The organism is Streptomyces sp. NPDC058674, assembly GCF_042716505.1.
Lineage (GTDB): Bacteria > Actinomycetota > Actinomycetes > Streptomycetales > Streptomycetaceae > Streptomyces.
In genome coordinates this window covers 1-17,631 of the sequence record NZ_JBHXSC010000003.1, presented here as the reverse complement: position 1 = coordinate 17,631, position 17,631 = coordinate 1, and the positions used below count along the sequence as shown (strand labels likewise).

Genomic DNA, 17,631 nt, shown 5'->3' with positions numbered 1-17,631 from the left:
AATTGGCAAGGTAGCCGACTGGGTGGCTAGAAGGTGACATGACCAAGTCACGGCGTCAACCCTCCGCGTTTCCGAGGATTTTCGACCGGGACCTCGCAGGGAGGCGTCCGAAATGGTTTGATGCATATGACCAGTTGGACAGGTCACCAGATGAGACGGGGGGCGAGCCGTGGCAGAGAGGCCATCCGGAGCGGACGCAGGACACGGGGCGGGGCGGGGGCCCGCTCCCGGGACGGGGTCCGGGACGCGATCCGGGACGGGGTCCGTGGCCGTCCTCAAGCGGGAGCGGGTCCGCGAGCACCTGTTGGGCCTGATCGACGACCGGCGGCCGGGGGACGCGATCCCGTCCGAGCGCACCCTGTGCGCCGCCCTCGAGGTCTCCCGCCCCACGCTGCGCGCCGCCGTGGACGAGCTCGTGGCCACCGGTGCGCTCGTCCGGGAGCACGGACGCGGCATGTTCGTGGCGCCGGCCAAGATCACACAGGAACTGTCCTCGGAGCACACGCCGTTCGCCGTGCGCCGGGCCTCCGGACACTGGTCCAGCACGGTCCTCCAGCACTCGACCATCCAGGCCGGAGCCCGGATCGGACGCCGGCTGCGGATCTCGCCGGGGGCGCGGCTGCTCTACATCGCCCGCCTCCGCCTCGTCGACGGGGCACCCATGGCCATCGAGCACCTGCACATCCCGGCCGACCTCGTACCGGCGCTGACGCCCGCCGAGTTGGAGGCGGGCGACCTGTACGAGCACCTGCGCGACCACCACGGCGTGTTCGTGCACGAGGCGCAGCAGTCCATCGAGCCCACCGTGGTCAACGAGGCGGAAGCCCGACTGCTCGATGTCCCGCTGCTCTCCCCCGCGCTCCTCATCGAGCGGCTCACCACCGATTCCACCGGTCGCCCCGTGGAGTACGTGCACTCGGTCTACCGCGGCGACCGCTACCGGATCGTCTCGCGGCTGGCCTTGGGGGCGGCCTCCGGGAACCGTCGGGCGGGTCACCACCCGGGCATTCCGCCGGGCGACCTGGGACGCCGCGACATCATCACCTCCACCACCACCGGTGACATCCACACGAGCGCCTGAACCGGTCCCGGGGGCAGGCGTGGAGGCCCGGGGAGCACCCCGGCGCACCGACCGGTCACGGCGGCTGCCCTGCCGCGGCGCCGCGGTGGGCGGGCGGCTCGGCGCCGGAGCGTCAGGCTGCGGTGATCCGGCGGACCCGCTGGCTGGTCAGCTCGTACCGGGCCCCGACGACGGCGAGCCCCCCGGCGGCGGTCCGGGCGGCCAGTACGGGCTCCGCGGCCAGCCGTGCGCGCACCAGCCGCACGTGGGCGGTGATCGCCGCGTCCACGCGGGCGGCTCCCGTCAGCGTGCGGTCGATGGCCGGCCGGATCTGGTCGGCCAGGTACTGCATGTGGCCGGGCAGGCGCTCTCCGGCCGCGTCCGCGCGGACGGCGGCGGCGACCGCCCCGCACGACTGGTGGCCCAGGGTCACGACGAGCGGGATGCCGAGTTCCTCGACGCCGTAGACGATGCTCGCGAGGACCGCCTCGTCCAGTACCCCGCCGGCCGAGCGTACGGTCAACAGGTCGCCCAGGCCCTGGTCGAAGACCAGCTCGGGAGGGACCCGGGAGTCGACGCAGCCCAGGATGACGGCGAAGGGGTGCTGCGCGGCGACCAGCGTCTGCCGGACCGCCCTGCTCTCGTCGGGGTGCCGCTCGTGCAGGGTCCGCCAGCGGCCGTTCCCCGCGGCGAGCGCCCGTAGCGCGGTCGCGGGCGTGGCCGGCCGCGGGCCGTTCGACCCGACGACGACCGGGGTCGCGCGGAGGGGGTGGCCGGCGATGAGTCCGGCGCCCACGACCACGGTGCCCGTCAGGCCGGTCCGGAGGAACCGGCGCCGCCCGGCGCTCCCGTACTGTTCGACCTCGTCCGCCATAGCGGGACAAATTACCCGCTCCGGTGGCCTGCGGAGCCGTTCGGGCCCCCGGACGCGCCAGAGCGGCCGTACCGGCGTCCCCCGTCGGCAGCATCCGGGGGCGCGGCGCCGTCGTGCGGTCGCCCGCCCGGCGCCGGAGTGCGGACCGCACACCCTCGGCGTTCCAGCCACGAAAATCCAAGAATTTTCTAGAACTAGTCTCCAAATACCCGGGGTTGCCGGGCCACACTCGGACCATGGCCCACGACCTGCTCCCCGCGCCCTCCGCGAGACCGTCCCCGACCGCCCGGCTCCCGCGCGTGCGGGCAGCGGTACTCGCCCTGGCTGCCACCGCCCTGCTCCTGCTGGGGGCACCGCCGGTACGCGCCGATGCCCCGGCCCCGCCCGGCATGGCCGACGGATTCGGCCTGACCCAGACCGCCGCCGTGACCGGCGGCGCGACCAACTTCGTGGTCACCGTGTCCACACCCCAGGTCGCCGGCGAGCAGCGCATCCGGATCCTGCTGCCCGCGGACTACGCGGCGGACCCCGCCAAGCGCTACCCGGTCCTCTACTTCCTGCACGGCGCGTCCGACGATCCGGGGAACCCGGCCCTGGCGTACCCGGCCCTCACCGCCGCCCAATCCATGATCACCGTCATCCCGGACGGCGGCCTCCGCGGCTGGTACGCCGACTGGCTGGACCAGAAGACCGCCGCGGGTGCGCAGAACTGGGAGACCTTCCACATCAAGCAGGTGATCCCCTTCATCGACGCCAACCTGCGCACCCTCGCCGGCAAGGAGGGGCGGGCCGTGGCGGGCATCTCCATGGGCGGTTTCGGCGCCCTGCACTACGCCCAGCGCCATCCCGGCCTGTTCAGCCAGGTCGCGACCTTCTCCGGCGCCAACGAACTGTCCCGGGGCCACGCCGTCATGCGCGCCGCCGTGGTCGCCACGCTGACCAACATCGGCGCCCCGCTCTGCGGGACCGGCGCCGGTCCCGGCCCGTCCTGCAGCCTGGACTTCGGGCCGGCCGTCTCCAGCGACGCCATTTTCGGCTCCCCCTACCCGGTGTTCGACGCCGACCGGCGCTGGAACGCCGCCGACCCCACGGCCCACATGGCGGCGCTGGCCGGCATGGGCATCGCGATCTACACCGGCAACGGGAACGGCAACCCCTCCGACGGCGAGTTCTGGGTCCGGTCCGCGGCGCAGCACTCCAGGGAACGGCTCGACGCCCTGGGAATCCCCCACCACTACGTGGACTACGGCAACGGCTCCGGCTGGGGCCCGAACTGCCGCGGCGGCCACGACAGCGGCTGCTGGAGCCAGGACCTCGTGGACTACGTCCCGCGGCTGGAGGCGGCGTTCGCCTCCGCCTCCCGCGGCGACGCCCCCTGAGTACCCGGCCCCGTCCGCGGACCACGTCCCATCCGAGAAGAAGAGAATGACGAGAAAGGCCCACCCATGACGACAGCCCCGGCCTCCGCGCCGGACCGCTCCGCCGCCCCCCTGCGCATGCTCGCCGCTGCCCTGGCCGCCTGCTGCATCGCACTGGGCATCATGGCCTCGCCCGTGGCGGCGGCCCCGGCCCAGGCGGAGGACACCTGCGGCTCCCCGCTGCGCTGCGTGAGCCTCACGTCCGTCAGCAACGGGCGCCAGCTCGACGTACAGAACGGCTCGCGCAACGACGGCGCGTACGTCGTCACCAACTCCGCGCCCGGCCACCACCAGGCGTGGAACCTGGCCGTCGACCCGGCGGACTCCAGCTTCAACATCGTCAACGGGACCACGGGCAAGTGCATCGACCTCGGCTGGCCCGCGCTGCGGCAGCAGACCTGCCGCGGCCAGAAGAGCCAGAAGTGGTACTTCCAGCCGGTGGCCGGGTCCACCACCGCCTTCATGATCCGCAACGAGAGCGACAACTCGTGCCTCGACCTCGTCGGCAACGCGCAGTACGACGACGCGTGGACCGGCCAGTCCCGGTGCCACGCCGGGACCAACCAGCGGTGGAGCACGAACTCGACGGCCGCCTTCAACCTCGCCGTGGACCACGGAGCCCGCGCCTGCCAGAAGGACCCCGCCAACTGCTCCTGGGCGGTGCGCGCCGAAGCCCCCGCCGCGCCCCTGCCCAAGGTCTGCGCCTCCTCGGTCTGGTACAACAACTCCGGCTCGCCGGTCACCCAGTCCTTCTCGGTGAACAGGACCACCGGCTGGCAGAGCAGCATCGGAACCACGCTGTCGTCCGACCTCAGCGCGGGGATCGCCCCCGCCCTGCAGACGCGCGTCGCCACCTCCCTGTCGTTCCAGAACGTCTGGAGCGGTTCCACGAGCGTGGGTGACGGCATCCAGGTGTCCGTGCCCGCCGGGCAGTACGGATGGGTGACCCTGTCCGTACTGGCGAAGAAGGTGACGGGCAACTGGACCTTCGACGCCCGCGGCTTCCCCTGGCAGGCGGACGACACGATCACCGTCCCGGTCAAGGACGACCCGACCGGGGGTGCGACCGTCTACATCGCGAACACCAGCCCGACCTTCACCTCGTGCGCCTGATCCCTGCGCCGGCGCCGGCGCCGCTCCCGCGCCGTCGCTGACCGGTCCCGTCTCCGGTCCCGTCTCCCGTCGCCCGGGCCCGCCCCGCGCGACGGGAGACGCCCGTTCCGCGGCGCGGCGCGGCGGGGTGCTTGCCGCGAGCCCGCATCTCGCCACGGGGTGACCTGTGGCGAGGCACGGCGGCTACCTCTTCGCCTCTTCTGTCCTCGCGTCCCGTACGTCGATCGGCGGCTCGGGGTCGGCGGCGGTGATCTCCGGCTCCAGCCCCTCCGTCACGGCTGTCCGGGGTCGTCCGGCGTCGGCCCGCCAGGCCTCGAAGACCAGCGTCGTCGCGGTGACGACCGCCAGGCCGAGCAGCCAGCCGCCCACCACGTCGCTCACCCAGTGCACGCCCAGCGCGACCCGGGTGTAGCCGACGCCCACCACCGTGACGACGGCGAGCGCCCAGGGCAGCGGTCGCCAAGCGCGCGGCACCAGGGGCAGCAGGACCAGCAGCAGCACGGCACACGAGGTGGTCGCCGTCATCGCGTGGCCCGACGGGAAGGAGAAGCCGGGTGCGTGGGCGACCGGATCGGGCAGGTGGGGCCGCGCCCGCTCCACCACCACCTTGGTCAGCAGCCCGATCAGGCCGCCCGCCACCGCGGTGACGGAGGCCCAGGCGGCCAGCCGCCAGGCACGGCGCCTCAGGAGCCAGACCACCAGCAGCGCCACGAGCAGCCGCATGGTCACCGGGTCCCACACGAAGCCGGTGAGGACGTCGAGGACGCGTACCCAGCCCGGATGGTCGAGGGCGGTGGCGTGCAGCCGCTCGGCCGTCCCGCGGTCGAGCCGGCGCAGCGGAGGCCACCGGGACTCGACCAGCACCAGGGCGAGGGCGAAGGGCACGGAGACCACGGCGGTCGCGGTCGCGCCCAGCACGAGCCGTCCGGCGAAGGTCGCGTCGGGTCCGGCATGGCGGGAGAGCAGCCTCCGGAGAGGCCGTCGTCGGGGACGTTCGGTGGGCTGTGCCATGGTGGCGGCGCTCCCTTCGTGAGTGGTGGCGGGCGGCGGCCCGGGACGTGCGGCGGGCCCGGTGCGGTGCGCGGTGTGTGTGCGGCGGCCCGGGGTGTGTGCGGCGGTCAGACGCCGGGGTCGGCCGTGACCGGCTCGTTCACGCCCGCCCGTACGGCTTCCAGCTGGGCGGCGAAGGCGAGGCCGAGGAAGAGCGCCATCGAGGTCAGGTACGACCAGAGCAGCAGCGAGACGATCGCGCTGAGCGGTCCGTAGACGCTGGTGAAGGAGCTGCTCGCGCCGACGTAGAGGCTCAGCCCCCAGGTCGCCAGGTTCCACAGCAGCAGGTAGACGACGGCGCCGAAGGCCAGCCAGGTGTAGCCGGGCTGGCGCCGCCGGGGGGACAGCCGGAAGATGGCGCTGGTCGCCAGCACGGCGAGCAGCACCCCGATGGGCCAGCGCAGGATCTCCCACGCACGGACGGTCGCCGGGGTGAGCTGGTAGACCTCCGCGAGCGCCAGGGTCAGGTCGGCGCCCAGGACGGTCAGGATGAAGCTGAGGCCGAGCGGGAAGCCGGCCAGCGCGGCCATCACCAGGCCCCGGGCGTACTTGGCGAGGAAGGGCCGGTCCCGTTCGTTCCCGTAGATGCGGTTGGCGCCCCGCTCCACCTGGCACAGCCCGGTGGTGACGTTGGCGAGGGAGAACAGCAGGCCGAGCCAGAGGGCGGCCTGGCCGCCGTTGCCCGCATGGCGGCGGCTCTCGCTCAGCGCCTCGTCCACGACGGCCTGGCCGGGGCCGCTGGTGAGCCGGCGGATCGTCAGCTCGGCTATGCGGCCGATGTCCTCGGTGTGCAGGACGCCGGAGAGGCCCACGGCCGCGATGGCCAGCGGGACTATGGAGAGCACCGTCTGCAGGGCGAGCGCACGGGCGTGGCTGAAGCCGTCGGCGTAGCGGAAGCGTACGAAGGAGTCGCGCGCCAGGCTCCAGCTCCCGTAGCGGCGCAAGGCGGTCCAGGCCTCGTCCCCGGACAGCTCCTCGCCCTGCACGTCATGTCTTTGCGGTACCCGTCGTGCGGTGCCCATCGTTTCCCTGCCCTCGTACGGATCGGTCGGTTCGGCGTGCCCTGGGGGCCGGTGTCAGCACGGGGGCGGCGCGGGCGCGGCCGGAGCGGGTCCGCGGCGGCTGCCGGCGCCGCCGCTCACCTCGGCGCCGGCGGTCACCTCGGCTGCGGCAGCCGCGGCGGCGCCGGCCCGCGCGGCCGGGCCATCGGGTGAGCCCGCAGCCCTGGGCAGGTACATCCGCAGGGCGCCCGGCTCCACCTCGGCGGTCAGCCGGGTGCCGTCTGCGACGACGTCCCCGTCGATCTCGCGGGGCTGCGGCAGGGCGCAGCGGATGTCGATCCGGGTGGCGCTGAAGTACTCCAGCGCGCCCCCGGCTTCGCGGCGCCCGGCGGACGCCCCGTCCGAGTGGTACGGCAGGGGGGTGCGCGGCCGGACGATCCGCAGGGCGAGGTGCCCGGCGGCGGCGAACCAGCCGAAGGCCCCGCGGGGGTCGAAGAGCACCACCTCCAGGCGGCCGTTGTCGGGCCGCGCGCCCGGGAGGAGGGGCAGGCCGCCCTGGAGGGCGCCGACGTTCCCGATGACGACCATGCGGGCGCGGCGCCGGTGGCGGCGGCCCCCGTCGATCCGGATCGACAGGCGCATGCCGGGGTCGCCGAGGTGCCGAACGGCCGAGAGCACGTACGCGGCCCAGCCCATCGCGGACTTCAGGCGCGGGGAGGCGTCCGCGACCATCGCGGCGTCGAAGCCGGCGCCGGCCATGACGGTGAACCGCGTCGGGGCGAGGCCGTCGCCCCGCACCCGGCCCACGTCGATGGCGAAGCTGTCGCCGGCCAGGGCCGCGTCGAGGGCGTCGGCCGGGTCGAGCGGGAGGCCCAGGTTCCGGGCGAGCAGGTTCCCGGTGCCGCAGGGCGCGACGGCCAGCGGGATTCCGGTGCCGGCCAGCAGGTCCGCGCAGGCGCGCAGGGTGCCGTCGCCGCCGCAGGCCACCACGAGGGCGGGGCGGTCGGCGGCGATCTCCTCGGCCAGGCTGCCGCAGGGGCGCTCGGCCGTGGTGGGAATCCACTGCTGGTCCGCGTGGCCGCGGCCGTGGAGCACGGCGCGCACCCGGTCGGCGAGTTCGTCCGGGCAGCCGTACGGGTGCCGCACGACGACCACGCGCCGACCGGCGGCGCTGCCGGCGGGAACGTCGGGCGCCGCGGACGGGCCCGGGACGGCGGAGGGGCCCGGGACGGCGGAGGTGTCCGGGGCGGCGGAGGTGCCGGGTTCCTGCCCGGCGGTCCGGGCGGACGGGCGTCCGTGCAGCAGCAGGAAGCCGATGACCACGAGCGTCGCCGTGCCGTTGAGCAGGCCGCCCGCGACGTCCGTCGGGAAGTGCATGCCGCGGTACATCCGGGACAGCCCCACGGCCGGCGGGACCAGCAGGAGCACACCCGGGAGGGCGTACCGCCAGGGGCCGCGCATCCGCAGGAACGCGATGACGGCCAGCCCGCCGTAGAGGGCGACGGACGCCCCGACGTGTCCGGAGGGGAAGCTCGACGTCGGCGGCGCCCCGTCCAGCTGCGGGACCCCGGGGCGGGGGCGCGCCACGAACACCGTGACCACGAGGAACACCGCCGACTGGGCGGCGACCGACGCGCCGAGGAACAGGGCCTCGGTCCGCCACGCGACGCGGGGCAGCACCAGCAGCGCGACGATGCAGACGAGGGTGACGCCGATGATCACCTCAGTGCTGGCCAGCAGGGAGAACCACTCCGAGACGCCGGTGGTCGGCGCGGCCCGGCTCTCGGCCAGGTCCTGGTTGGCCCGGCCCTCCACCGACAGCGGCCAGTGCCCGGCCGCGGGCCCGGTGACCAGCAGCCCCAGGCCCACCATCGAGACGGCCTGGGCCGGAAGGAGCAGCAGCGGCCACGTGCCTCGTGCGGCCACGCCGCTTCTTCGCTTCATGGGGGCCTTGTTGCCCCTGAGGGCCGGATGATGCGTCCCGACCGGCCGGACGGGTCAGGCGTTCAGCGCCGCCACCAGAAGCCGGGCGCGGTCGCCATCGCCGCCGCCAGCAGGGCGCCGGGTGGGGGGGCGCCCCTCGGTCGGCGCGCCGTTCACTGCTCCCGGTCGTCCCCCCGGTCGGCGTCCGGCTGCGCCTGCGCCCGCTTGGTGACCACCGCCGCCGCGGCGAGCGCACTGCCCGCGAAGGCCAGCGCGAGCATCCACCGCTGGTCGAAGGTGTGGCCGGTGGCGTGGTCCAGGGAGTAGCGGCCCGCGCCCGCCAGGCCGATGGCGGCGGCGGTGAAACCGAGGAAGGCGGGGTACTCGTAGCCACCGCCCTGGGCGAAGAAGCCTGCGGGTGCGTGGACGGCCACGGCGCCCGCCATGGCGCCGGCCGCCGCGGCTCCGGCGGCCGGGGTGGCCAGCCCCAGCACGAGCAGAGCCCCTCCCCCGGCCTCTCCCAGTCCGGCGGCGACGGCACTGCGCCGGCCGGGCGTGAAGCCCATGTGCTCCATGGCGGCCGCCGTCTGCTCCAGCCCCCCGCCGCCGAACCACCCGAAGAGCTTCTGCGTGCCGTGCGCCATCAGCACCGCCCCGGTTCCGGCGCGGAGCGCGAGCAGAGCGAGGTCACGTCGGTTGATGCAGGTCATCGGGGTCTCCCTGGAGGTGGCTGGGCGGGGTGCGCCGACCCATCCGTATCCACTCCGGGCACCGGCGACCCGGGAGCCGTCCGCAGATCCGCCGAACGGATCCACCGGCGGGTCCCGGTGCCCGCGGCCGTCCGCCCGCCGGAGCCGGTCGCCGGGGAGGGCTCAGGCCTTCCGACGGCCGAGGCCGACCGCCACCAGCAGGGCCGCGGCGAGGACGACGGCCGCGTCGATCGCCAGGACCGTCCGCACCCCGTCGAACAGTGACGCCTGCGTGGTGGCCAGCACGCCCAGGAGCGGGATGCCGATGGTGATGCCGACCTGCTGGGTGGTGGTGACCAGGCCCGTGGCCAGGCCCTGTTCCCCGTCGGGGACCCCGCTCGTCACCGTCACCCCGTACGAGATGATCGCGCCGAGGTGGCACATGCTCGCCAGTGACACGGCGGCGGTGGCCAGAAGGGCGCCGGACCCGGTGCCCACGCCGAGCAGGGCCGCGGTGAACACGCCCTGGCCGAGCAGCGATCCGACCAGGACGCGGCGGGCGCCGAGGCGGCCGATGAGCCGGGGGGCATACGCGCCGGCGACCACGGAGGCGATGCCCTGGACGCCGAAGACCAGGCCCGTCCGGAAGGACGACAGGTGCAGGGTCTCCTGCAGGTAGAGGGTCAGCGCGAAGACGACGGTGGACATCATGGAGAAGGTCACCAGCCCGCCGATGTTGCCCCAGGCGATCGTGCGCCGCTTCAGCATCGGCAGCGAGACCAGCGGAGCCGCCGCCCTCGACTCGACCACGGCGAAGGCGGCGAGGAGCACGAGCCCGGCCAGCAGCGTGCCCCGGACGTCCGCGCCGCCGAAACCGCGCTGGGCCGCCGTCGACAGGGCGTAGATCAGGGCGAGCAGGCCGCCGGTGACGGTGACGGCGCCCGGTACGTCCAGGCGCGGCCGCTCCGGAGTGCGCGACTCGGGCAGCAGCCCGGGGGCGAGGAACAGCACGATCACCGCGGCGACCGCGAGCAGGCCCATGGTGGAGCGCCAGCCGAGGGTGTCGGTCATGACGCCGCCGAGCACCATGCCGACGGTGAAGCCGAGGGACAGCAGGGTGCCGGAGATGCCGAGGGCCCTGTCGCGCAGCGGCCCCTCGGGGAAGGTCGTGGTCAGCAGGGACATGCCGGTCGGCACGATGACCGCCGCGCCGAGGCCCTGCACGGCGCGCCCGGTGAGGAAGGACGCCGGGTCCCAGGCGAAGGCGGCGAGCAGGGAGGCCGCGCCGAAGACGGCGAGACCGGTGAGGAACAGCTTCTTGCGGCCGACCAGGTCCGCGACGCGGCCGAAGAGGAGCAGGAAGCCGCCGGACGGCAGCGCGAACGCGGTGACCGCCCACTGGAGGGCCGACGGGCTCATCCCCAGGTCCCTGCCGAGCACGGGCAGGGCCACGTTGAGTACGGAGAAGTCGAGCGCCACCATGAACTGGGCGGCGCAGAGCACGAAGAGGACCAGCCTGGCCCGGCCCGTGAGCCGGTCGTTCCGGGGCGCCGTCTGGTGCGGCACGGTGTTCGTCGTCTGTGTGTCGATCGCCATGGCCCCTACCCTCGCGGCCCGGGAATGCCCGTGAAGAGTGGGAACTTATCCTGGTACCGGCACCACCAGGGAGCCGACCGGGGGGGAAACCGATGGCCACGACGATCGACCGGCACCGCCGTGCCGAGCTGCGCGAGTTCCTCATGAGCCGGCGCGCCAGGATCACCCCGGCGGCGGCCGGCCTGCCGGACGGAGGGGCCCGCCGCCGCACGCCCGGACTGCGCCGCGAGGAGGTCGCCGTGCTGGCCGGGGTCGGCGCGTCCTGGTACCAGTGGCTGGAGCAGGGGCGCGACATCACGGTCTCCTCGCAGGTCCTGGACGCGGTGGGCCGGGTGCTCCGGCTGACCAGCGCGGAGCTGCGGCACCTGTACGTGCTCGCCGGGCTCAATCCGCCGGCCCTGGAGGTCGCTCCGGCGGACCGGGACATGTGCCACGGCCTGAAGCGGCTGATCGACGCCTGGATGCCCTTCCCCGCGCACATCATGGACGTGTACTGGAACACGGTGATGTACAACGACGCGGCCGCACTGGTCCTCGGGATGCGTCCGGAGATCGCGCAGAACTGCCTGATCGCCTTCTTCACCGACCCGCTCTACAGGGTCCGCTCCACGCGCTGGGAGGAGATCGCCTGCGAGGTGGTGGCGCAGTTCCGGGCGGCCTGTACGGAACATCCCGGGGACGAGGGGTTCCGGGCGGTCGTCGAGGAGGCCCGCGAACTGAGCCCGGACTTCGCGGCGTTGTGGGACCAGCGGGACGTCCGACCCGGCGGCCAGCTGCAGAAGCAGATGGAGCACCCCGTGGTCGGCACCCTGCACGTCGAGTCGACCCAGCTGCGCGTGCCGGCCCGCCCCGACCTGTCGATCGTGCTCCACACGCCCCTGCCCGGCACCGACACGGCCGAGAAGCTGGAGTGGCTGACCTCGCCGGAAGGGCGGCGCGGCCTGATGTACCCCGTCGCCGGCTGAGTCCGCCGGACGGCTTCAGCCCGCCCGGGACCCGAGCGCGGCGACGGCCGCGACCATGCGGTCCCAGAACCGTTCGGCGTCGAGCTCCACGGCGACCTGCGCGTTCACCGGGCGGTCCAGGTACCGGTGGAGGTCCACGACGGTGGCGCCGCGGGTGTACCGGCCGTGCAGCTCCACCGTGACGTTGGCGTCCGCGCAGCCCACCATCGCCGGGTCGATGACCCGGGCCACGGCGACGGGATCGTGCAGCGGGGGGTGGGGCATGCCCCAGAGGCGGTCGTACGCGGAGGCGAAGTAGACGAGCAGTTCGGCGCAGACGCGGCCCAGTTCGGTGCCCAGGCCGTCGAAGCGGGCCACGATCTCGGGCGTGGCCAGGGCCTGGTGGGTGACGTTGAGCCCGCACATCGTGATCGGCACGCCGCTGGCGAAGACGATGTCGGCGGCCTCGGGGTCGGTGTGGATGTTGAACTCGGCGGCCGGGGTGCGGTTGCCGCGCCCGGTGGAGCCGCCCATGAGTACGATCTCCCGGATCCGGGCGGCGCTCTTCGGGTAGCGGGTCAGCAGCAGGGCGATGTTGGTCAGCGGGGCGGTGGGCACGAGCGTGACCGGCTCCGGATGCGCCATCAGGATCCGGTGGATGAGGTCGACCGCGTGGTCGCCCACCACGTCGACCGCGGGCTGCGGGAACCGCGGTCCGTCCAGCCCGGATTCGCCGTGTACGTCGGCGGCCACGGCCAGCGGCTGGAGCAGCGGCCGGTCGCACCCGGCGGCGATCGGCACGTCGGTGATCCCGGCGAGGGTGCACACCCGACGGGCGTTGAGGGTGGTCTTCTCCAGCGTCTGGTTCCCGGCGACCGTGGTGATGGCGAGCAGGTCGACCGCGGGGTCCGCCGCCGCCAGCATGAGGGCGAAGGCGTCGTCGTGCCCGGGGTCGCAGTCGATGATGATCGGTACGGGCACGGACGGTCCTCCTCGCCGGGGGCTGCTGACCTGCCCAGTCTGCCGCCGGCGGGTCCCGCGACCGGCTCACCCCGGCCGGAAAGGCACGGGCGCGCCGCCCGCGGCGGGCACTGCGGCCGGGCCGCGAACCGCGGGAGGCCGTGGAGGGGCGCCGACGGCATTGGCCTGATCCGCGCTGGGGTACGACGGGGACCGGACGGGTCAGGACGGGTCAGGACGGGTTCGGACGGTCAGGACGGTCAGGACGGGACGACCTTCTTCACCTTGCCGTCGATGCCCGCGAGCACGTAGCCGCCCTGGCCGTAGGCATCGCTCAGGTAGGGCCGCATGCACGGCACGTGGTCCGTCATCCAGGGCTCGACGATCACGTAGCGCGAGGTCGGGGCGGGCACGTCGAGCTCCTTCTGGGACTGCTCCAGCAGGGCCGGCAGGGCGTCCCAGGCGACGGTGGCCATGTCGATCAGCGGATTCTCCTCGTCGACGGTGCCGTGGGGGCCGGTGCGCTTGGCGAAGCCGTCGCGGTACTGCCAGGCGTCCACCGTCCGGGCTCCGGGCGCGGTGGGGATGGAGGCGAGGATGTAGCCGTCGTAGATCCGCATGTCCACGAACACGGTGGTGCCGGTCTGCTGCTTGAACGCCTCCAAGGCGGTGCGGATCCCCACCGGGGTCAGGAGCCCGCCCCGGGGCCCGGCAGCGGGACTGCTCTGGCGTCCGCCGCCCGGGGCGGTCGCCTTCGGGGTGGTGTTGTGGGCGGGGGTGGCGCCGTGGCTCGGGGTGGTGGTGCCCTTGGGGCCGGCGGCGGACCCGTCCCCGTCGGGCAGCCAGCGGACGAGGCCGACGGCCCCGCCGACCAGGGCCACCGTCAGGACGCCCGCGAGCAGGGCCGGGCGGCGGCGCGGGGTGCGGGCGGACGGTAGGGACGCCGTGGCGCCGTACGGGAAACCGCCGACGGGTCCGAATCCCGAGGCGGACGGGTGCGGTTGGGGCGCGGGCGCGTACGGGCCGAAGCCGGCCGGCGGCACGTTCGGGGGCGCGGCCGGCTGGGGCGCCGCGGCCGGCCGGGCAGGGGCGCCGGCGGGCCCGCCGGCGAGAGCGGTGCTCGCGTTCCGGAGCAGTCGTTCGAGCTCCGCCGCGTCGGGCCGGGCGGCGGGGTCCCGTACGAGCAGCCGCTCCAGTACGGGCGCCAGCGGCCCGGACCGGACGGGAGGCGGCAGCGGGTCGTCGAGGACGGCGACGACCGTGGCCAGGCTGGTGGCCCGGCGCAGCGGGTGGACGCCCTCCGCGGCGACGTAGAGCATCATGCCCAGCGACCACAGGTCGGAGGCCGCCAGCCCCTCCACTCCGCGCACCCGCTCGGGCGCGATGTACTCGGGCGAGCCGATCAGCGCCCCGGTCGAGGTCAGCGCGGTCGACCCGTGCAGGGCGGCGATGCCGAAGTCGGTGAGCACGGCGCCGCCGTCGGGGCGCAGCAGCACATTGGCCGGTTTCACATCACGGTGGAGCACCCCTTCGGCATGCGCGGCCCGCAGTGCGGACAGCACGTCGAGACCGATCCGGAGCACGTCGGGGACCGGCATCGGGCCGGACCCCAGCCGATCGTGCAGGGAGCCGCCGCGGACCAGTTCCATCACGATCCACGGGTGCCCGCCCGCGCCCGCCGGGGGCTCCACGATGTGGTGGATCGTCACCACGTGGGGATGGGCGAGGCGGGCGAGGGCGCGGGCCTCGCGGACGGCCCGTTCGCGCAGCTGGTCGGCGAGGCCCGGCTGGGCGGCGGCGGTGGCCGGGTCGGGCGGGCGCACCTCCTTCAGTGCGACGTCGCGGTGGAGCGCGATGTCGCGGGCGCGCCACACCGTGCCCATGCCGCAGCCGGTGCCCGCCCTCGGTGTCGAGGCGGTGGGCCGCGCCGGGCGCGGCGGGCGTCCAGCGGGAGTGGCCGGTCGGCGTGGCCTCGTCGTGCCGCATGAGGGCTCCGGTGACGACCTCGCGTGCCTCGTCCTGCCACACCAGCAGGTTGGTGGGGGTGCTCCAGCCGCTCTGGCCGGCCGGCACCCCGGCGACGTCCACCTCGACGCGGTGCGGGCGGCCGTCGTTGAGGAGGGCGGCGAACGGCGTGAGGTCGTAGCGCAGCGGCTGGATGTCGAAGGCCCGGGGCCCGGGGGTGACGTACCAGAGGAAGGGGTTGGACCAGCCGCCGGTCCAGACGGTGGGGAAGGGCGCGGCGAGGCCGGCGAGCCGGCCGTCGACGTGGACGCGGACCTCGCGGTGGGGGCCGTCGGGGGCCTTGCAGGAGTAGGGGGCGGCGTCCGGGGTGGTGAGGTACCAGTACTCCTCGCAGCCGCCGCCGGAACCGGTGGCGTACACCTCGGCGAGGAGCCGCTCGGTGTTGCGCGGGGTGGTGACGGCCGGGGAGGTGAGCGGGAGGACCCGGTCGGGGGTGTCGGCGGGGTCGGCGGGGCGGGTGCGGTCGTCGGGGTCGGTGCGGTCGTCGGCGGCGTAGAAGGTGAGGGTGACCGTGACGTCGATGACTCCGGTGTAGGTGTCGTCGACGACATTGCCGATGAGCATCTCGACGGGCTGCGGGCGGGTGAGGGTGTCCCGGTAGCGGGTGACGTCCTTCTCCACGGACCAGGTGATGCCGTCGGGCGAGGGCTGGGGCGTGGAGGTGCGGAGGATCTCGACACCGCCGAGGGAGAGGTGCCCGAGCCGGTCGTACTGACGGCCCTTGACCTTGCCGTCGAGGCGCAGGACGACCGTGGCCCAGTGGTCCGCTCCGCAGCCGGTCGGCGGCGTGTAGCCGCCCCGGTACGGGGTGAAGTCGCGGAACTGCGCCTGGGCGAGGGCGACCCGGCAGGACCGTGTCGCCGGGCGGGCGACGGGAGGTCCGGGGGTGAGGGGGTCGTGCCAGTCGGTCCCGAACTCGGCGGGCGGGTTCGGCCCCCGGCCCGCTCCGGGTGGGCCGGCGGGAGCGAGTGCGGATGCCTGCGGCGCGAGCGCGGATGCCTGCGGCGCGAGTGCTGGGGTTGCTGCGGCCGGGGTGGCGGGGATGGCCGCGGTGGCTGGTGCCGTGGTGCCGGCGAGGGCGGCCGCGGCGAGGGTCAGCGCGCCGAGCAGGCCCGTGGTCCGGTGTCGTCTCATGTCCCCGGAGTCAAGCCCGGCCCCGGGGGCGGCACCAGGGCCGGCCTCCGCGCCTGGCGGAATCCGGCCCCCGGACGCGGGACACGGCCGGTCGGCTCCCGGCGGGGGGCACGGCGGCGCCGTCGTCGGGTCGGCGCCGGGCGGGACGGCCGGGTCAGTCGCGGGAGTTGCCGAACAGGATGCGGTAGCCGATCAGCAGGACCAGTGAGCCCGCGATGGCCGATCCCCAGGTGGCGAGGTCGAAGAACTGCGTCTGGATCGGGCGGTCCAGGAACCTGGCCGACAGCCAGCCGCCGATGAAGGCGCCTGCGACACCGATGAGGATGGTGCCGATGAAGCCGCCCGGGTCCCGGCCCGGGAGGAGCACCTTGGCTATGCCTCCGGCCAGCAGTCCCAGCACGATCCAGCTGAAGATCCCCATGCCCCGTCACTCCGTTTCGGTGGTGCGCTGCGTTCACCGGGAAGGACGCGGACCGGTCCGAAACGGTTCTTCTGCCGTGGCCCGTTCAGCGGCGGGCCGGGAGCACGCGGGAGGAGGGGCGATCCGTCAGCCGTGTCGCTCACGCCGCCACACGGGCGGTGGGGAAGGAGGGGCCCGCGGAGGTCGCTGGCCCGACCGGAGGCGCGGCCACGGCGGCAGGCACGGGAGCCGTCGGGGTCGCGGGAGCGGCGTCCGGTCCCGCCGGTACGTCCGCCCGGACGGCCGCGGTCGCGGCAGGAGGCGCGGGAGCCGACGGGGTCGTCGGCGGCGGAGCCGACCGCACGGCCACGGCGGGAGGCGCAGGAGCCGTCGGGGCTGCGGCAGCCACGACCGGTTCCGCCGGTACGTCCGCCCCGACGGCCGCCGTCGCGGCCGGGGGCGTACGGGTCAACAGGAGCACCCCGCGCGCCGCGGCGAGCGCGCCGGCCGCCGCCAGCAGCACCCCGGCGGCTCCGCCCTGGAGGCGTTCGCCGAGCAGGACCATGCCGATCGCCGCGGCGGCCAGCGGGTTGGCCAGGTTCACGACGGCCAGCGGCGCGCCGAGTCCACCGCGGTAGGCCCGCTGGGACAGCAGCATCCCGCCGACCGCGAACAGCACGACGAGCAGCGCCACCGAGACGACCCGGACACTGAGCAGGTCTCCCCCGCGGCCGCCCGCGACGGCGACGGTCTGGGTCAGGGCGGAGGCGGCCGCGGAGGCCAGTCCGGAGGCGGTGGCGTGCCGCAGTCCCGACCGCGGGTCCTTGGCGGCGGTGAGCAGCAGGATCACCGCCGCCGTCGCGCCCGAGACGGCGAACGCCTCGGCCAGGCTCAGGGTGTCGTCGGGAGCCGGTCCCGAGGCGGGGAGCAGCAGCAGGCCCAGCCCGGCGACGGTGGCCAGGGTGCCCCGCCATTCGGTGGCGGCCACCCGTCGGCCGGCCCCGCGTGCTCCGAGCGGCACGGCGGCCACGAGGGTGAGGGCGCCCAGCGGCTGGACCAGGGTCAGCGGCCCGTACCGCAGCGCCGCGGCGTGCAGCAGTGCCGCGGCGGCGTTCAGTCCGGCCGACCACCACCAGGCGCCGTTGCCGAGCAGGGTCCTGGCGCTGCGGGCGACGGCGGCGCGGGCGAGCCGCTCCTGGGCCACGGCGGCGGCGGCGTACGTGACCGCCGAGGCGAGGCAGAGCCCGACGGCGAGGGCGGTGGCGTTCACCGCCGGCCCCCCGCGCCGGCCGGCGCCCGGCGGACGTGCGACAGTCGACGTACGGGTCCGCCGGCGCCGGTCTCGACACCGGCGGGCGCGGCCGGACCGCAGACCCCACCGGTCCCGCCGGTACCGGCCTCGGCCTCGGCCTCGGCCTCGGCAGACACGGCCAGACCGCGGGCC

14 protein-coding genes and 1 pseudogene are annotated in these 17,631 nt (G+C 75.0%); 4 read left to right on the top strand and 11 right to left on the bottom strand.

From position 1 onward, the window contains the following. Positions 1-265: 265 nt before the first annotated feature. Complete coding sequence (locus ACFWU6_RS02350; RefSeq protein ID WP_383977761.1) at positions 266-1,081, top strand: GntR family transcriptional regulator; 816 nt, start codon at positions 266-268, stop codon at positions 1,079-1,081. 112 nt (positions 1,082-1,193) lie between these two features. Here ACFWU6_RS02350 and ACFWU6_RS02345 read toward each other — a convergent pair whose 3' ends face one another. Then, the gene (locus tag ACFWU6_RS02345) at positions 1,194-1,934 is read right to left on the bottom strand and encodes a carbonic anhydrase (RefSeq protein ID WP_383805396.1); all 741 of its coding nucleotides are present in this window, start codon (positions 1,932-1,934) and stop codon (positions 1,194-1,196) included. 236 nt (positions 1,935-2,170) lie between these two features. Here ACFWU6_RS02345 and ACFWU6_RS02340 point away from each other — a divergent pair, with 236 nt between their 5' ends. Together ACFWU6_RS02340 and ACFWU6_RS02335 are read left to right on the top strand one after the other, a co-directional pair. Continuing rightward, positions 2,171-3,313 (top strand): alpha/beta hydrolase, encoded by a 1,143-nt coding sequence (locus ACFWU6_RS02340; RefSeq protein ID WP_383977758.1) that lies wholly within the window; start codon positions 2,171-2,173, stop codon positions 3,311-3,313. 66 nt (positions 3,314-3,379) lie between these two features. After that, the gene (locus tag ACFWU6_RS02335; protein WP_383805392.1) at positions 3,380-4,465 is read left to right on the top strand and encodes an RICIN domain-containing protein; all 1,086 of its coding nucleotides are present in this window, start codon (positions 3,380-3,382) and stop codon (positions 4,463-4,465) included. 183 nt (positions 4,466-4,648) lie between these two features. Here ACFWU6_RS02335 and ACFWU6_RS02330 read toward each other — a convergent pair whose 3' ends face one another. From ACFWU6_RS02330 to ACFWU6_RS02310, 5 genes are all read right to left on the bottom strand, one after another. Beyond that, positions 4,649-5,476, bottom strand: coding sequence for a phosphatase PAP2 family protein (locus ACFWU6_RS02330; protein ID WP_383977755.1), 828 nt, complete (start codon positions 5,474-5,476; stop codon positions 4,649-4,651). 107 nt (positions 5,477-5,583) lie between these two features. Further along, the gene (locus ACFWU6_RS02325; RefSeq protein WP_383805388.1) at positions 5,584-6,537 is read right to left on the bottom strand and encodes a YihY/virulence factor BrkB family protein; all 954 of its coding nucleotides are present in this window, start codon (positions 6,535-6,537) and stop codon (positions 5,584-5,586) included. Positions 6,538-6,591: 54 nt separating this feature from the next. Continuing rightward, entirely contained in the window at positions 6,592-8,442 is a 1,851-nt protein-coding gene (locus ACFWU6_RS02320) for a diacylglycerol kinase family protein (protein WP_383977752.1), read from the bottom strand. 170 nt (positions 8,443-8,612) lie between these two features. Next, the gene (locus ACFWU6_RS02315; protein WP_383805384.1) at positions 8,613-9,149 is read right to left on the bottom strand and encodes a DoxX family membrane protein; all 537 of its coding nucleotides are present in this window, start codon (positions 9,147-9,149) and stop codon (positions 8,613-8,615) included. Between the two features lie 162 nt (positions 9,150-9,311). After that, a complete protein-coding gene (locus tag ACFWU6_RS02310; protein ID WP_383977749.1) occupies positions 9,312-10,724 on the bottom strand; it encodes an MFS transporter in 1,413 nt (470 codons plus the stop codon). Between the two features lie 92 nt (positions 10,725-10,816). Between ACFWU6_RS02310 and ACFWU6_RS02305 the strand changes: the two genes are divergently transcribed. Next, complete coding sequence (locus ACFWU6_RS02305) at positions 10,817-11,689, top strand: helix-turn-helix transcriptional regulator (protein WP_383805380.1); 873 nt, start codon at positions 10,817-10,819, stop codon at positions 11,687-11,689. Between the two features lie 15 nt (positions 11,690-11,704). On the opposite strand, the gene ACFWU6_RS02300 is transcribed toward ACFWU6_RS02305, so the two are convergent. The 5 genes and pseudogenes from ACFWU6_RS02300 to ACFWU6_RS02280 form a co-directional block, all read right to left on the bottom strand. After that, positions 11,705-12,649 (bottom strand): nucleoside hydrolase, encoded by a 945-nt coding sequence (locus ACFWU6_RS02300; RefSeq protein ID WP_383805378.1) that lies wholly within the window; start codon positions 12,647-12,649, stop codon positions 11,705-11,707. Positions 12,650-12,888: 239 nt separating this feature from the next. Beyond that, complete coding sequence (locus ACFWU6_RS02295; RefSeq protein WP_383977746.1) at positions 12,889-14,511, bottom strand: serine/threonine-protein kinase; 1,623 nt, start codon at positions 14,509-14,511, stop codon at positions 12,889-12,891. A gap of 4 nt (positions 14,512-14,515) precedes the next feature. After that, positions 14,516-15,787 (bottom strand): annotated as a pseudogene (locus ACFWU6_RS02290) (peptide-N4-asparagine amidase); the annotation flags it as partial. Positions 15,788-15,941: 154 nt separating this feature from the next. Continuing rightward, positions 15,942-16,208, bottom strand: coding sequence for a GlsB/YeaQ/YmgE family stress response membrane protein (locus ACFWU6_RS02285; RefSeq protein WP_383977743.1), 267 nt, complete (start codon positions 16,206-16,208; stop codon positions 15,942-15,944). Between the two features lie 139 nt (positions 16,209-16,347). Beyond that, complete coding sequence (locus tag ACFWU6_RS02280) at positions 16,348-17,457, bottom strand: hypothetical protein (RefSeq protein ID WP_383977740.1); 1,110 nt, start codon at positions 17,455-17,457, stop codon at positions 16,348-16,350. Positions 17,458-17,631: the final 174 nt, after the last annotated feature.

What these genes read in the sequence shown, in the direction of transcription:
- ACFWU6_RS02335 (WP_383805392.1), top strand. Translation starts at nt 3,380, where the DNA reads ATGACGACAGCCCCGGCCTCCGCGCCGGACCGCTCCGCCGCCCCCCTG.
- ACFWU6_RS02285 (WP_383977743.1), bottom strand. Translation starts at nt 16,208, where the DNA reads ATGGGGATCTTCAGCTGGATCGTGCTGGGACTGCTGGCCGGAGGCATA.
- ACFWU6_RS02295 (WP_383977746.1), bottom strand. Translation starts at nt 14,511, where the DNA reads ATGGGCACGGTGTGGCGCGCCCGCGACATCGCGCTCCACCGCGACGTC.
- ACFWU6_RS02315 (WP_383805384.1), bottom strand. Translation starts at nt 9,149, where the DNA reads ATGACCTGCATCAACCGACGTGACCTCGCTCTGCTCGCGCTCCGCGCC.
- ACFWU6_RS02310 (WP_383977749.1), bottom strand. Translation starts at nt 10,724, where the DNA reads ATGGCGATCGACACACAGACGACGAACACCGTGCCGCACCAGACGGCG.
- ACFWU6_RS02340 (WP_383977758.1), top strand. Translation starts at nt 2,171, where the DNA reads ATGGCCCACGACCTGCTCCCCGCGCCCTCCGCGAGACCGTCCCCGACC.
- ACFWU6_RS02330 (WP_383977755.1), bottom strand. Translation starts at nt 5,476, where the DNA reads ATGGCACAGCCCACCGAACGTCCCCGACGACGGCCTCTCCGGAGGCTG.
- ACFWU6_RS02325 (WP_383805388.1), bottom strand. Translation starts at nt 6,537, where the DNA reads ATGGGCACCGCACGACGGGTACCGCAAAGACATGACGTGCAGGGCGAG.
- ACFWU6_RS02305 (WP_383805380.1), top strand. Translation starts at nt 10,817, where the DNA reads ATGGCCACGACGATCGACCGGCACCGCCGTGCCGAGCTGCGCGAGTTC.
- ACFWU6_RS02345 (WP_383805396.1), bottom strand. Translation starts at nt 1,934, where the DNA reads ATGGCGGACGAGGTCGAACAGTACGGGAGCGCCGGGCGGCGCCGGTTC.